Raw genomic sequence first — 13,466 nt, forward strand, 5'->3', positions numbered from 1 at the left:
GCGGCACCGCGATGGTCGGTTCTAGGAGTCAAGGCGGCCCGTCTCCTTCTGACCGTGCGCAGCGGGATTCCAGCGCTCGGCGGGAGCGGGGATGCCGCGCACCTCCGAGAGCATTTCGGCGAGGCGGTTCATGACGGCGTCCGTCCCCTCGTTGAGGGCGTGCGGATGCAGGGGCGTGTCGCGCTCGTACGCAGAGAGATCGATCGGGTCTCCGATGACGACCGTCATGCGCTTGCGCAGCGGCCACAGGCTGAGCTTGCCGTAGCGGGGCATGATCGCCTGGGCGCCCCACTGCACCATCGGGATCACCGGGAGGCCGCCGGCCATCGCGAGGCGGACGGCACCGGTCTTCCCGCGCATCGGCCACAGGTCGGGGTCGCGCGTGAGCGTGCCCTCGGGATAGACGATGACCCCACGTCCGTGCTCGACGAGCATCTCGGAGGTCTCCAGCGTCTGCTTGGCAGAGGCGGCCGACGAGGAGCGGGCGACGGGCACCATGCCCGTCGCACGCAGCACCCAGCCGAGCACCGGCACGCGGAAGAGGCTCTCCTTGGCCATGAACCTCGGGGCACGCCCGGCACGCCACACCGCGGCGGCGACGATCAGCGGGTCGAACTCGCTGTGATGATTCGGAGCCAGCACGTACGCACCCTCGCGAGGAAGCTTCTCGGCGCCTTCGACGCGGATGCTGACGAAGATGCCGAGGATCGGCACCACGATCGCCGCGAGCGGCCAGAAGATGCTGGGTCGCGTCTTCTCGCGCGACGCGCGCGGGCGTTTCGACACCGACGTCACCCGATGACGTCGAAGTCGGCGCCGACGGCGGTGAGCTTGTCGAAGAACTTCTCGTAGCCGCGACGGATGATGCCGACGTTGCGCACGGTGGACCGGCCTTCGGCCGTGAGCGCCGCGATGACGTGGCTGTAGCCGCCGCGGAGGTCGGGCACGACGATGTCAGCGCCGACCAGCGGCGTCGGACCGTTGATGACGGCTGCCTGCTCGAGGCTGCGGCGCGGGACGCGACGGGGCCCGTCCTGCAGGCCGTGGGGGTGCACGACGATGTCGGCGCCCATCTTCACGAGCGCGTCGGTGAAGCCGAAGCGGTTCTCGTACACGGTCTCGTGGACGATCGACTCGCCGTGCGCCTGCGTGAGCGCGACGATCAGCGGCTGCTGCCAGTCGGTCATGAACCCGGGGTGCACGTCGGTCTCCACCGTGACGGGACGGAGGTCGCCGCCGCGACGGAACAGGATGCCGTCCTCGCGGATGTCGAACGTGCCGCCCACCTTGCGCACGACGTTGAGGAACGTCAGCATCTCCGGCTGCTTGGCTCCGCCGACGAAGATCTCGCCGTCGGTGGCGAGCGCGGCGCTCGCCCAGCTGGCGGCCTCGTTGCGGTCGAAGATCGCCCGGTGCTCGTAGCCCTCGAGCCGGTCGACTCCCTCGATGAGGATGACGCGGCTCGGCTCCACCGTGATGATGGCGCCCATCTTCTGCAGCACCGCGATGAGGTCCATGATCTCTGGCTCGATCGCCGCGTTGCGCAGCTCCGTGGTGCCCTGCGCGCGCACCGCGGTCAGCAGGACCTGTTCGGTCGCACCGACGCTCGGATACGGCAGGTGGATGTTCGCGCCGCGGAGCCCCGTGGGCGCCGACAGACGGATGCCGGCGGGCAGCTTCTCCACGATGGCGCCGAACTTGCGGAGCGCGTCGAGGTGGAAGTCGATCGGGCGGTCGCCGATGCGGCATCCGCCGAGGTCGGGGATGAACGCCTGGCCGAGGCGGTGCAGCAGCGGTCCGCAGAAGAGGATCGGGATGCGCGACGCCCCTGCGTGCGCGTCGATCTCCTCCATGTGCGCCGACTCGACGTCACGCGGATCGAGCATGAGCGAGCCGGGCTCGTCCGCTTCCTGTACGCGGACACCGTGGACCTCGAGCAGGGAGCGGACGACCGCGACATCGCTGATGTCCGGCACGTCGCGGAGGATGCTGGGGCTCTCCCCCAGGAGCGCCGCGACCATCGCCTTGGTGACGAGGTTCTTCGCGCCCTTCACCTCGACCCGTCCGCGCAGAGGACGGCCGCCGCGGATCGCGAGGATCTCGCCTGCCCCTCCCTTGCGCCCGTCGGCCGAGATGGTGTCGTGGAGGAGTGTCATGCAGGAAGCCTCACTATGTCGGATCAGGCGGTCGGATGGGGCTGCACCGGCAGGGTGCGCGGCCTCCAGCTCTCGCGGCGCGCCTCGTAGGCGGCGATTCTGTCTTCGTTGCGGAGGGTCAGCCCGATGTCGTCGAGCCCCTCCAGGAGCCGCCACCTAGTGTAGTCGTCGATCTCGAACGGAACGCGGATATCGCCGAGGACCGCCTCTCGCGCCTCGAGATCGACGGTCATCTCCACCCCCGGCTGCGCCTCGATCGCGGCCCACAGACGCTCGACATCCGCTTCGCTGATGACACCGGCGAGCAGCCCCTGCTTGCCCGCGTTCCCCCGGAAGATGTCCGCGAAGCGCGGGCTCAGCACGACACGGAATCCGTAGTCGCGCAGCGCCCAGACGGCGTGCTCACGGCTGGAGCCGGTGCCGAAATCGGGTCCCGCGACGAGGATCGAGCCCGAACGGTACGCGTCCTGGTTCAGGATGAATTCCGGGTCCTGACGCCAGCTGGCGAACAGCGCGTCGTCGAAGCCCGTCTTCGTGACGCGCTTGAGGTAGACGGCGGGGATGATCTGGTCGGTGTCGACCGCGGAACGCCGCAGCGGAACGGCGACACCGGTGTGCGTCTCGTACTTGTCCATGTCAGGCCTCCGCTCCAGTCGTCACGGTCTGTTCGGTCGCGATCGGTCCGAGATCCGACGGGCTGGAGAGCGTCCCGCGCACCGCGGTGGCCGCGGCCACGAGCGGCGACACGAGGTGCGTGCGTCCGCCCTTGCCCTGACGGCCCTCGAAGTTGCGGTTGCTCGTCGATGCGCAGCGCTCGCCGGGGGCGAGCTGGTCGGGGTTCATCCCCAGGCACATCGAGCAGCCGGCGAAGCGCCACTCGGCGCCGAAGTCGATGAAGACCTTGTCCAGGCCCTCGGCCTCCGCCTCCAGGCGCACGCGCGCCGACCCCGGGACGACCATGACGCGGACACCGTCCGCCTTCTTGCGGCCTGCGATGACCGACGCGAAGGCGCGCAGGTCCTCGATGCGGCTGTTGGTGCAGGAGCCCATGAACACGGCATCCACCGCGATGTCCTTCATGGGCGTGCCCGCGGCGAGGTCCATGTACTCGAGCGCACGCTCGGCGGCGGCCCGCTCGTTGGGGTCGTCGAACTGATCGGGCGCGGGCACCGCGTCGTTCAGCGATACCCCCTGGCCCGGGTTCGTGCCCCACGTGACGAACGGCTCGAGCTCGTTCGCGTCGAGGAACACCTCGGCGTCGTACACCGCACCCTCGTCGGACGGGAGCGTGCGCCAGTAGGCGACCGCATCCTCCCAGTCCTGACCCTGCGGGGCGTGCGGCTTGCCCTGGACATAGGCGAACGTCGTCTCGTCGGGCGCGACCATTCCGGCGCGCGCACCCGCCTCGATCGACATGTTGCACATCGTCATGCGGCCCTCCATCGACAGCGACCGGATGGCGCTGCCGCGGTACTCGAGCACGTAGCCCTGGCCGCCGTTGGTGCCGATCTTCGCGATGACGGCGAGGATGATGTCCTTCGCGGTGACACCCGGCTTCAGTTCGCCCTCGACCGTGATCGCCATCGTCTTGAACGGCTTCAGCGGGAGGGTCTGGGTCGCTAGCACGTGCTCGACCTCGCTCGTGCCGATGCCGAACGCCATCGCGCCGAACGCGCCGTGGGTCGAGGTGTGGCTGTCACCGCACACGACGGTGATGCCCGGCATCGTGAGCCCCAGCTGGGGACCGACGACGTGGACGATGCCCTGCTCCTTGTCGCCCAGCGAGTGCAGGCGTACGCCGAACTCCTCCGCGTTGCGGCGCAGCGTCTCGATCTGCGTGCGACTCGTGAGGTCGGCGATGGGCTTGTCGATCGCGAGCGTCGGGGTGTTGTGGTCCTCCGTGGCGATCGTGAGATCGAGCCGGCGCACGGGCCGTCCCTCGGCGCGCAGTCCGTCGAACGCCTGGGGGCTCGTCACCTCGTGCACGAGGTGCAGGTCGATGTAGATGAGGTCCGGCTCGCCGCCCTCGCCCTTGACGACGAGGTGGTCGTCCCAGATCTTCTCGGCGAGCGTGCGCGGGCGCTCGGGGATGGCGGATGCGTTGGAAACAGGCGTGCTCATGTGCTGTCGTTCTCCTCGGAATGGGGGATCAAGCCCGCGATGAACTCCGCGACGAGGGAGGCCTGGGAACTAGGACTCGTCGCGGCCGCTAAGGAGAAGGCGAGCGATCCGCACCAAGACAGGCTACCACCCGACAGAACGCTCAATCGCCGCGGGTGCCTGCCTCGGTCTTCAGAGCATTCTGCTCACGCCGGGACGAGATGAGGCTCGCAACGGTCGCAACGGCCATCGCCGCGACGATCACGAGAAGCGACATCCAGGTCGAGATCTCGGGCGCCCAGTCCACGGGGTTCCCGCCGTTGATGAAGGGCACGGTGTTCTCGTGGAGGGCGTGAGCGAAGAGCTTCAAGCCGATGAAGGCGAGGATGAACGCGATTCCGTAGTGCAGATACTTCAGTCGGTCGAGCAGACCGCCGAGCAGGAAGTAGAGCTGGCGCAGACCCATGAGCGCGAACAGGTTGGCCGCGAAGACGATGAAGGGGCTCTGGGTGATGCCGAAGATCGCCGGGATCGAGTCGATGGCGAAGAGGAGGTCGGTGAACCCGATCGCGAGGAACACGAGGACCATCGGCGTCCAGATCGCCTTGCCGTTCACACGCGTGCGCAGCTTCGATCCGTCGTAGTGGTCGCTGATGTCGATGAACCGCCGGAGGAACCGCACGATGCCGGCCTCGGTGTGGGCGTCGTCCTCCTGTTTTCCTGGGAACGCCTGCCGCCACGCAGTGAAGACGAGGAAGGCGCCGAACACGTAGAAGATCCAGACGAAGTTCTCGATGAGGGCGGCGCCGAGGAGGATGAAGATCCCCCGCAGCACGAGGGCGATGATGATCCCGACCATCAGCACTTCCTGCTGGTAGCGGCGCGGCACCGCGAACTGCCCCATCAGCAGGACGAAGACGAAGAGGTTGTCGACGGACAGGCTGTACTCGGTCAGCCAACCCGCGACGAACTGGCCCGCGGCATCCGCGCTGCCGGTCGCCCAGAACAGCAGGACGGCGAAGACGAGCGCGAGCGCCACGTAGAACACGACCCACAGCGTCGATTCCTTCATCGACGGGATGTGCGGTCTCTTCAGGATGAGGAGGAGGTCGGCGGCGAGGATCAGAACCAGGACGATCATCGCGGTGATCTCGAACCACGCGGGGATCACGAAATCCATGGAGGGGAGCCTTTCGGGGGTCGACGGATCGTCGAGAGTCTCTCCCCCCCGCCGAACGGCGGTGCGCACCCGGAGCTCCTCCGACGGAGCTCGTGATGACGAGTGCGCGAGTGTGCGGAATACTCCCCCTCGCCCTCCCAGGATACGGGATGCGGCCGCGCACCGGCGGACGCCGCGGGGACGTGCCCTCAGCTCCAGTCGACCGGAGCGAGCTCTGCGGCGACGGCCGGGGCCTCGACGCCCCGCAGAGCGTCATCCGATCCCGGTGCCCCCACGAAGGGGGCGAGGGGGTCGCCGGAGATGCGGAAGAGCGCGAGCTGCGCGACGACCGGCACGACCAGGTCCGCGAGGCACGTCGCCCCGTCCGCGAACCGGCGGGCGAGCAGCATCCCGAGTGCTTCGTCATCCGCGCGCGCCACCGCACCGACGGCGCCGAGCGCGCTCGCCGCGGCCCCCGACTCCACGACGGTCTCGGCAAGAGCGCGGATGCTGCCGATCCCGGCGGATCCGGAGCAGCTGAGCGAGACGAGGGCGCCCATCGGCGCCGAGCTCGCCTGCGCGAGCTCCCACGACTGCACGTGGCGATACCCCGTCCACCCCCGCGGCGTACCCTCGCCCGTGTAGATCGCGAGCCCCGGGCCGGCGCCCAGCGCCGACAGCATCGCGGTCCGGTCCACCCGCGCGCTCGGCAGGTCGTAGACCTCGCTGGATCCGCCGCGGAGCGCCTCCGCCAGCGGCCCGACGCGGGCGCGGACGTGGTCCTCATGGCCGGAGAGCAGGGCGACGGGGCCGAGACCTGCACCCGCGCGGCGCTGGAGGGCGGCGGCCGCGGCGAACGCGCGAGGATCGTCCGGCATGACGCCCGCGACCACGTGCCTGCCGTCCGTCTCGACGCACACCCCTTCGATCGCGTCGCCGACCCACGTGGCCGGATCGGCGACGAGGATCACCGCGCCCGCGTCACGGAGCTCCCGACGCCAGGCCTCCTCTTCCGGCCGCGCGGTGCACGTGCGCACGGGTCGCCGCGCCGCATGGGCCGCGATGAGGGCGCCCGCGCGCTCGAGCGCGCCCGCCGTGCCGACGAACAGGATGTTCCCGGCACGGCACGCGCGATCCGGATCAGGCGAAGACGACACGCTGGTACGGATCCCACTCGACCGTCTCGAGCGGCGGCGTCGATTCGAAGCGGCGGTGCCACCAGTGCATGATGATCTGCGCCTGCTGCTCCCGATTGAAGTGCGAGAGGTCGCCCCCGGCGGCAGTGAGCGCGGCCTGAGCGCCGTCTCCCGTCGTGGAGTCGGTGTATCCGTAGTTGTACCCCTGGCCCACGAGCTGGGCCTCGAGCGCCTCCACCATGTAGATCGGCCCGTCCACGACGCCCTGCCACACATGCGTCATCTCGTGCACGAGCGTGTCCGGAGTCAGGGTCTCCCACGACGCGAAGTTGATGAGCTTCATCGTCGTGACCGCGCGGCCGCCGTTGACCCACTCGATGAAGTCGACGGCGAACGACTTCACCGACAAGCGCACGTCGTCGAGCGGGATGGAGCTGCCGAACGTCTCCACGGCATCGGCACGCTCGGTCGCGGTCAGCGGCCGATATTCGCCGGGGAACCAGTCGAGCAGGAGCGCGAATGCGAGCGCGAGAGCCGCGGCGCCGGCGTCGGCCGCCGCGATGATCACCTCGAGAGCCGTCTTGCCGAGCTGCTTGAAGGTGTCGACGACCTTGCGGAACAGATCCTCGGTGGGCTGCACGATCGCCGCCGCGAGGAGCTCCTTGGCCGTGCGGCCGAGCTGGTCGAGCGCTGCGACGAGGTTCTTGAAGGCGTCCCCCGGGTTCGCGATCGTCGCGAGCAGCAGGTCGGCGATGGTCGCCCCCGATTCCAGGAGTGTCTTCACCACGTCGACCACGACTTCGATCGCGCGCTGGGTCGCCCAGGCCATGAGGTCCAGGACGGTGGCGCCGGCCTTCAGCATCCCGCGCACGGCGGCCGCGATCGCCGGGATGCCGCTGCGCTCGACCCAGACCAGGACGCCCTCGACGGTGTGCCCCGCCTTCACGAGCGCCTCGCCGACGAACTCCATCGCCGCGTCACCGGCCTTCACCGCCCACGCGATGACGTCCGAGACGACCATGCCCACCTGTTCGATCGCGGCGACGACGGCCTGCAGCGCGTCCGTCCCCTTCGCGAGCGCCCAGTCGAGCGCCTCCCCGATGTTCCGGCCCACCGCCTCGATCATCTCGACGGCCGTGCGCCATGCGAGCGCCGCGACGTCCTCCGCCTGCGTCATGAGCCAGTCGAGCGCCGCGCCGAGCGGTCCCATGACCGAGAAGACGGCCTTCAGGATGCGTCGGAAGACGAGATATCCCTGAGCGAGCGCTGTCGTCAGGAGCGAGGCGACGGCCGCGCCGGCCTTGAGGGCAGCATCCACCAGCCGCCGTGCCAGATCCCACGTGGTCGACATCGTCGCGATCGCGAACTCCGCGATCGTCTTCCCGAGATCGAACGCCGCATGCACCGCGTCGACGAGAGCCTGCCCGACGAGGTTCACGAAGTCGCGCGCGACCTCGAGGAGCGTGCGTCCGAGGTCGAACGCGGCGGCGACGATCTTGCGGACCGCCGCGAAACCCGCGGTCGCGACGGCGACGATGAGGTCGCCCAGGATCCTTCCGGCGTCGAGCACGCCGGCGACGATCTCGCGCACGACGTCGACCGCCGCGCTGACGAGATAGCCGCCGAGCTGCACGAGGCTCGACGCGACGCGCGCGATCGACGCCGCCACCGCCCGCACGAACTGGATGCCCCGGTTCGCGATATCCGACACGATCCCGGCGAGGGTCTGCCCGAGACCGACCGCCGCACGCACGATGGTGTCCAGGAGCGAGGTCGGCTGCGTCACCGCTGCCACGATGATCTCCCCGACGGCGCGGCCGATCGCGATCAGCGCGTTCATCGCATCCACGACGAACGCGGCGCCGAAAGCGAGCGCCGATCCCAGGATGCTGCCGAGATCCTGTCCGATCGCGAGCAGCGCCTGCAGCACTTTGCCGATCGCGTCGATCGCCTGTCCGACCAGCCAGCCGACGATGCCGGCGAGCGTCTGCCCCGCATCGAGGATCGCGTGCACGACGTTCGCGAGGACGTCGGCGGCGAAGTTCAGTCCCGCCTGCAGCATGTCGCCGAGGGCGTAGCCGGCGGCGATCACGCCCTTGGCGATGTTGACGAGGATGTTGTAGCCGGCGGCCAGCGCGCCTTGAAGGAGGTCGCCGATGGACTTGCCCGCATTCATCACCGCGAGCACGATGTCCTTGGCGACGTCGCCGGCCCAGTCGGTGATGGCCGCGAGCGTCGCCCCGATCGCCTGGATGCCGCCCTTGAACGCGTCGATGATCGAGTTGACGATCTTGCCCAGCGCATCGCCGATGCCGCTGACGACCCCGCCGAGGAAGTCGCCGACGTCGCCCAGCAGGCCGTCCGTGGTCGGATTCGCCGGTGGCAGCGGTGCGCCCGCCTTCGCGAGCGCGGCGCCCGCATCCACGAGCCACGACGCGACCGTGGTCATCGCGCCCTGATCGACCACGCCGCCCGGCATGACGAAGTCCTTCATCACGACGGCGGCCTGTGTCTCGCCGAGGAGCGAGATACCTGACACGATCGCGGGTCCGGCGGTCGCGCGGTTCGCGGCGAGGATCGTGAGGCGGTCCTCCATCGGCGCGCGCGCGACCTGGTCGAAGAACTGCGCCGCCTGATCGCGGGTCTCGATGGAGCCGAGGTACGCCTGTGAGAACCGCATGGCGCTCGCGGTGTCGCTCGCGTTCAGGCGGGCGAAGACCGGCCCGAACTCGGTCGGGGTGATCCGCTGCGCCTGGAGCGCGACCGACGCCTGCGCGGGGTCGGCGAGCGGAACAGAGGTCAGTGCCGTGAAGCGGCTGTCGCTGAGAGGCATGAGCGTGTCCTTCCGAATCAGCGGTTGATCACGGACGTGATGCCGTCATGGATGCCGGTGAGCACACCGGGTGCGACCAACAGGTCGCGCGGCTCGACGAAGAGGGCGACCGTGCCGTCGGGCATGGTCTTGGCCGACAGGAGCGCGATGGGGTTGCCGTCTTCGGTGTCCGGGATGTCGATGAGCTCGACGCGTCGGTACAGGAGGGTGTCGAGCCTCGGATGCAGCTGCCGGACGAGCGACGGACCTCCGGCGTCGCCGCCGCTCCATCCGGTGAGGTAGGCGACGACCTCGCGTCGCTGCGGGTCGAAGGCGATCTCGACGTCGAGTTCGACCTGGATCGGCAGCGTCAGTCCGCCGAAGAGGCCGCCGAACAGGCCGCCGCTGCCCGACGAGGTCGTGTTGAGCGTCGCGATGAAGCGGTGCGCACGATTGTGCACGGATGCTCCGTCTGCCGAATAGCCGGTGGTCCCGACGAACGCCGATCCGGCATAGGCGAATCCGTCGAGCCCGCCGAGTGCGGGCACGAGGATGGACTCGAATGCGACCAGCACCTCGGCCGGGGAGCGCTTCATGGCGTTTCCGTCCGCGGACGTCGCCCATGGCTGCAGTTGCCGGGCGGCGGTCGCCCCGCGAACCCAGAACACGACGCCGTTCTCGAAGTCGCCGAAGCGGTTCTCGCTCGGGACGGGGCCGGGCTCGGATGCGGGATCGTCCAGCGGGGCGATGCCCGCGCCGATGTTCGGATCGATGTGCACGACGGTTCCCGCGTCCACGCCGGAGAACACGCCCGCGCGCTGCGCTGCAGAGATCGGGGCGGCAGCACCGGCCGATGCGGATGCCGCGGCGATGGATGCGGCATCCGGCCGCAACCCTTCCGCCGCCTGGATCTCCGTCGCCGCGGCGACGGAGCGGCTGAACCGCGCCACCGGCGACACCGGGGCGGCCGTGACGGCCGGCGTGTTCACCACAGAGCGCGGGAACCCGGAGGCGACGGCATCGATCGGGAGCTTCAGGACGTCAGGCGGCAGGCCCAGCGCCTTCTTCCGGCGCTCCGGGAAGCGGTGGCCGATACGGCGATCCGGGATGAGCTCGTCGGAGACCGGGTAGCCGAGCGCCGCGTTGCGCTCCCATCCCGCGGCCGCCCAGAAGGAGCGGATCAGGCCGTGGACCTCGTGCGCGCCGGTGCCCGGGGTCCAGTAGATCGAGCCGGCCTGGAAGTGGTTGTAGCGGCCGATGCCGTCGGGCGTGCCCGTCTCGTCGGTCGTCGGGTAGCCCAGCACGCTCCCCGACCCGCCGAGCGCACGGTAGTGCACGCCGATCTCGCCGTGCACCTCGAAGGCGCCCGCGCTGCTGCCGAGCTCCATCGGAGCCTCGCCGGGCAGGTGGATGCCGGCCCCGACGCCGATCTGGTCGAGCTTGCCGAGGAACTGCGCGGCCTCGATCCCGGGACCGTCGACCGTCACGAATCGGGTGGACGGCAGGGCCGCAGCGGCGATGGCGCTCGAGATCGGCACGGCGGCCGCTACCGCGGACACCGGTGCGGCGACGGGTGTCGCCGATGCGGAGCCGACGGTGGCGATCCCGATCGCGGCCGCCGTGACGTCGTTCACTGCGACCTCCACGCCGCTGAGGATTCCGCGGATCCCGGGCGGATACCAGTGGATCGCGCCGCCCTGGAACGTGTTGAAGTCGCCGCGCTGATCGGTGTCCGCGCCCGGCTGCTGATCGCTCGTCGGGTAGCCGAGGAAGCCGCGCTCCCAGCTGAGCGCCGCCCACTTGGCACGGATGGGTCCGTGCACCTCGTGCGCACCGGCGGCGGGATGCCAGAAGATCGATCCGCTCCGGAAGTGGCGGTAGTAGCCGAATCCGTCCGCGCACACGGTGACGGCTCCGGATGTCGGCCCGAGGATCCCGCCTGCGCCGCCCAGCTCGGCATACTTCGCGCTGATCACCGCGGACGCCCGCCCCGCGGGGTCGAGTGCCTGCAGGATGGCTTCGCCGAGACCCGGATCCACCGCCACGATGTCGACCTTCGAGAAGGCCGATTTGACGACCTGATCGACATCGGACGGCGTGGCCAGGGCCGCTGCGGCGACGGAGTCGGCGACGCCGGGTACCGCGAGGATCCCGCGGTCGAGCACGTCGGTGAGGGTGACATTCGCATTCGACATGGCGTCCTCCGAAATCAGACGTTCGTACTTCGGAAGAGGGCGTCGTGCCCCCGCTTGATACCCGGGCGACCGGTTCCCTGCTCCGGGTCTGAGACGATTCGGCGGGTCGGGACACTTCTTGAGAGAGACAATGAGAGCCGCGGACCGTAGGTTCGCGGGCCGGAGGACCGATGCCGATTCCCCTGCGCTCGGACGCCGAGCTGACCGCCCTTGCGGGCGGCGGGAGCGAGCTCGCGTTCCGCGAGATCTATCGCGCGTACGCGAAGCCCGTGTACTGGCTCGCGCACGGGATCGTGGGAAACGCGTCGGATGCGGAGGACGTGCTGCAGGAGACCTTCCTCGTCGCGTGGCGGAAGCTCCCGGGCTTCGCGCTGGCGGGCGACTCGCTGCTGCCGTGGCTCGCGACGATCTGCCGCTTCCAGGCCGCGAACCGCCTGCGGACGATCCAGCGGGAGCGGCGGCGCCTCGCGTCGGATGCGCACGCGGAGCTCGTGCCCGCCCCGATCGACGTCGCCGCGCAGGTGGCCGACACCCAACTGGTCGAGCTCATCCTCGCCGAGGTCCAAGGGCTGGGCGAGCTGGATCGGGAGATCTTCCGGCTGTGCGCCGCGGAGGGCTACGGCTACCAGGCCGCCGCAGACACACTGGGCGTGTCGCACGGCGTCGTCCGCAATCGTCTCTCGCGCATCCGCACCAGGCTGCGCGCCACCGCGCGGGAGGGATCATGACGAACGAGACGAATGCAGGGCTCCCCCGGCTCCCCGACGTCGACGACGCACAGATCGACGGGGTCGAGCGTCGCGTCTTCTCGGGAATCGCCCGGGAGCGAGCCTCCCGGCGTCATCGGCGCCGTGTCTGGACCGTCGTCGGGGCGGTCGCGGCTGTCCTGGTCGTCGCGATCGCCATCGTGCCGGCGGCAGGCCTCATCGGGTTCGGGTCCGCGAGTTCCAGCGGCGCGTTCGTCGTCGCGCCGCAGCCGGCAAAGCCCGGTGCACTGCCGAACAACGGAGCCGCCGACGCGATCTCGGGCGGATCGGGCTCGGCGGGCTCGTCGGGTTCGTCAGGCTCGAACAGCTCGTCGGGCTCCACGACGACGTCGCAACGGGCCGTCGTGACCACGGCGACCGCGACCCTGCGCGTCGACGACGTCCGCACGAGCGCCGCCCGGATCGGCGCCGCGGCGAAGGCGCAGGACGGGTACGTGCAGAGCATGAACATCGGGCAGACGGGCGTCACGCCGCTGCCGGCGACCGGGAGCGGCATCCAGTCGCCCGCGAACGGCGGTCTCGTGCCGATGCCGGGCGGATCCACCGATACTGCGGCTCCCCCGGCGTCGGGCGCGTGGATCACGGTGCGCGTGCCGGCCGACAAGCTCGACGATCTCGTGACCTCGCTCGCCGGTCTCGGACAGGTGGAGGCGTCGACGATCGACCGGCAGGACGTCACCGATCAGACGATCGATCTGCAGGCGCGGGTCGCCGCATCCGAGGCATCCGTCGCCCGCCTCACGGAGCTCATGGGCAAGGCCGGGTCGGTCGCCGATCTCCTCGCCGCGGAGAGCGCCCTCGCCGACCGGCAGGCGACGCTCGAATCCGAACAGCAGCAGCTGAAGGCGCTCGACGACCAGGTCGCCATGTCGACGCTGACCGTGACGCTTCTCCCCCAGGCTGCCGCGACGCCGGCGAACGCTGCCGGATTCGGCTCCGGGCTCGTCGCCGGGTGGAACGCCCTCGTCGCCTCGCTCAACGGCGTCGTGGTGGTGATCGGGTTCCTCCTGCCGTGGCTCGCCGTGGCGGCCGTCATCGCGCTCATCGTGTGGGGAATCGTCGTCCTGCGGCGTCGTCGGCGAGCACGCCCGTCCATGCCACCGACGGAATGAGGAGGCGGGCCGCTCGATTTTGACTGCGC

The 13,466-nt window shown here is 70.0% G+C and carries 10 protein-coding genes; 2 read left to right on the forward strand and 8 right to left on the reverse strand.

Annotated elements, in window-relative coordinates; translation table 11 throughout:
• Positions 1-21: 21 nt before the first annotated feature.
• The 8 genes from QSV35_RS11835 to QSV35_RS11870 form a co-directional block, all read right to left on the reverse strand.
• A complete protein-coding gene (locus QSV35_RS11835; protein ID WP_286288952.1) occupies positions 22-795 on the reverse strand; it encodes a lysophospholipid acyltransferase family protein in 774 nt (257 codons plus the stop codon).
• Positions 792-2,156 carry a UDP-N-acetylglucosamine 1-carboxyvinyltransferase gene (murA, locus tag QSV35_RS11840; RefSeq protein WP_286288953.1) on the reverse strand — a complete coding sequence of 455 codons (1,365 nt, stop codon included), beginning with the start codon at positions 2,154-2,156 and terminating at the stop codon, positions 792-794. The genes QSV35_RS11835 and murA overlap by 4 nt, the downstream gene beginning before the upstream one ends.
• A 23-nt stretch (positions 2,157-2,179) precedes the next feature.
• Complete coding sequence (gene leuD, locus QSV35_RS11845; protein ID WP_286288954.1) at positions 2,180-2,791, reverse strand: 3-isopropylmalate dehydratase small subunit; 612 nt, start codon at positions 2,789-2,791, stop codon at positions 2,180-2,182.
• A gap of 1 nt (position 2,792) precedes the next feature.
• Positions 2,793-4,277: a 3-isopropylmalate dehydratase large subunit gene (gene leuC, locus QSV35_RS11850; RefSeq protein WP_286288955.1), complete on the reverse strand. Its 1,485-nt coding sequence runs from the start codon at positions 4,275-4,277 to the stop codon at positions 2,793-2,795.
• 142 nt (positions 4,278-4,419) lie between these two features.
• Positions 4,420-5,436: a TerC/Alx family metal homeostasis membrane protein gene (locus QSV35_RS11855; RefSeq protein ID WP_286288956.1), complete on the reverse strand. Its 1,017-nt coding sequence runs from the start codon at positions 5,434-5,436 to the stop codon at positions 4,420-4,422.
• Between the two features lie 188 nt (positions 5,437-5,624).
• Positions 5,625-6,572 (reverse strand): hypothetical protein, encoded by a 948-nt coding sequence (locus QSV35_RS11860; RefSeq protein ID WP_286288957.1) that lies wholly within the window; start codon positions 6,570-6,572, stop codon positions 5,625-5,627.
• Positions 6,556-9,384 carry a hypothetical protein gene (locus tag QSV35_RS11865; protein WP_286288958.1) on the reverse strand — a complete coding sequence of 943 codons (2,829 nt, stop codon included), beginning with the start codon at positions 9,382-9,384 and terminating at the stop codon, positions 6,556-6,558. Before QSV35_RS11865 ends, QSV35_RS11860 begins: the two co-directional genes overlap by 17 nt.
• Before the next feature lie 17 nt (positions 9,385-9,401).
• Positions 9,402-11,558 (reverse strand): LGFP repeat-containing protein, encoded by a 2,157-nt coding sequence (locus QSV35_RS11870; protein ID WP_286288959.1) that lies wholly within the window; start codon positions 11,556-11,558, stop codon positions 9,402-9,404.
• 170 nt (positions 11,559-11,728) lie between these two features.
• Between QSV35_RS11870 and QSV35_RS11875 the strand changes: the two genes are divergently transcribed.
• Both QSV35_RS11875 and QSV35_RS11880 read left to right on the forward strand, forming a co-directional pair.
• On the forward strand, positions 11,729-12,286 hold the full coding sequence (locus QSV35_RS11875; RefSeq protein ID WP_286288961.1) for an RNA polymerase sigma factor: 558 nt from the start codon (positions 11,729-11,731) through the stop codon (positions 12,284-12,286).
• The gene (locus QSV35_RS11880) at positions 12,283-13,437 is read left to right on the forward strand and encodes a DUF4349 domain-containing protein (RefSeq protein ID WP_286288962.1); all 1,155 of its coding nucleotides are present in this window, start codon (positions 12,283-12,285) and stop codon (positions 13,435-13,437) included. Before QSV35_RS11875 ends, QSV35_RS11880 begins: the two co-directional genes overlap by 4 nt.
• The last annotated feature ends 29 nt before the right edge of the window (positions 13,438-13,466 follow it).

The organism is Microbacterium candidum (assembly GCF_030315975.1).
GTDB lineage: Bacteria > Actinomycetota > Actinomycetes > Actinomycetales > Microbacteriaceae > Microbacterium > Microbacterium candidum.

Coding starts and splice junctions, on each gene's coding strand:
- murA (WP_286288953.1), bottom strand. CDS start 2,156: ATGACACTCCTCCACGACACCATCTCGGCCGACGGGCGCAAGGGAGGG.
- leuD (WP_286288954.1), bottom strand. CDS start 2,791: ATGGACAAGTACGAGACGCACACCGGTGTCGCCGTTCCGCTGCGGCGT.
- QSV35_RS11855 (WP_286288956.1), bottom strand. CDS start 5,436: ATGGATTTCGTGATCCCCGCGTGGTTCGAGATCACCGCGATGATCGTC.
- QSV35_RS11865 (WP_286288958.1), bottom strand. CDS start 9,384: ATGCCTCTCAGCGACAGCCGCTTCACGGCACTGACCTCTGTTCCGCTC.
- QSV35_RS11870 (WP_286288959.1), bottom strand. CDS start 11,558: ATGTCGAATGCGAATGTCACCCTCACCGACGTGCTCGACCGCGGGATC.
- QSV35_RS11880 (WP_286288962.1), top strand. CDS start 12,283: ATGACGAACGAGACGAATGCAGGGCTCCCCCGGCTCCCCGACGTCGAC.
- leuC (WP_286288955.1), bottom strand. CDS start 4,277: ATGAGCACGCCTGTTTCCAACGCATCCGCCATCCCCGAGCGCCCGCGC.
- QSV35_RS11875 (WP_286288961.1), top strand. CDS start 11,729: ATGCCGATTCCCCTGCGCTCGGACGCCGAGCTGACCGCCCTTGCGGGC.